This is a genomic window from bacterium endosymbiont of Bathymodiolus sp. 5 South (assembly GCF_900128535.1).
Lineage (GTDB): Bacteria > Pseudomonadota > Gammaproteobacteria > PS1 > Pseudothioglobaceae > Thiodubiliella.
In genome coordinates, this window is sequence record NZ_FQTR01000355.1 from 1 (window position 1) to 1,098 (window position 1,098).

1 protein-coding gene and 1 pseudogene are annotated in these 1,098 nt (G+C 32.8%); both read right to left on the bottom strand.

Translation table 11 applies throughout. The features are described from left to right. Positions 1 to 120: 120 nt before the first annotated feature. Positions 121 to 561 (bottom strand): hypothetical protein, encoded by a 441-nt coding sequence (locus BBROOKSOX_RS11450; RefSeq protein WP_139661989.1) that lies wholly within the window; start codon positions 559 to 561, stop codon positions 121 to 123. Further along, positions 558 to 1,098, bottom strand: a pseudogene (locus tag BBROOKSOX_RS11455) (hypothetical protein); the annotation flags it as partial. The pseudogene BBROOKSOX_RS11455 and the gene BBROOKSOX_RS11450, both read right to left, overlap by 4 nt.

Below are 1,098 nucleotides of genomic sequence, written 5' to 3' on the forward strand. Positions count from 1 at the left end.
ATGAGGGGCTTGGTTGTCTTTGGTTTTCACCTAATAGGTGAAACTGTTTTTTTGTTGAAATCATTATACCAGTTGGGGTTTGTGCGTTTTTTTGGTTTTTATTTTTGGATTGGGGATATATTAATCTCCCCAAATTCTTTTGCTTCTTTCATTTTCAAGTTCTTCTAATTTTTGTTTAGTTTGAGTGTAGTTGTTTTCTTCAAAAAGTCTTAATATTTTATCCATATTTTTATGCAAAAAAACTGCGTCTTTTTTATTAAAAATTCCACTTTTATGTATTTTTCCAGTGATTAATTGCCATACGACCTGATGATCAAATTTATCATCATAATATTCTTCGTAGTTACTCTTATCTTTGTCATAATGCAATTCTGTTCCAAAATCAACATCTAACTCATCTCTATCTAAACTAATTTCCACAATTAAATGCTTTATTTTTAATTTAACATTTCCACAATAACTAGCACGGCCTTTATCTATGCCATCACTAGTAAAAGAAGCCTGATACTCGTTATATAAAAAAGCAAGATGCTTGATTAAAAATTGTAGCAATTTAGTCATAATTTTTTAAGTGTTAGTTCATCAATCCAACGATATCCTTTTTGATTGATAAGATAGTTTATCTCTTTATCTAAATACTTACCTTTTATAATTTTTCCTTTAGGTGTAGAAAGGTTTATTTCATCACCTTTGGCAGATATTTTATCTAAAAAATGTTTATTTGCATTCCATCTTTGCTTGGGTGATAATTTATCCCACTTATTTCCATTATCAAAATAGCTACTGCCAGTATCTTGTGCTTTTTTGATGTATCCACCACCCTCTATATGCTTGCCTAATACAGTTTTTCCAGAGTTAGTTATATTAGCTTCAGCGAGCTTATTGACTTTCAACCGTCCAATCGCCCTAACATTACCAAACCCCCTCCCCCGAACCAAATCATTAACAAACGCCCCAGCATCTTTGATACTCATCGCCGTTTCTTTGGCAATGATTTTAAGCGCTTCTGTTCCGTCTACTTTTGCAACCAAGGCTTTGACGCCGTTAAGTAACACTGCACCTTCGGCAAGTGTGAGTAGTGTAAAGTATGCTTCTGTA

Excerpts from the sequence above, each read along its gene's own strand:
- BBROOKSOX_RS11450 (WP_139661989.1), bottom strand. The coding sequence starts at position 561 with ATGACTAAATTGCTACAATTTTTAATCAAGCATCTTGCTTTTTTATAT.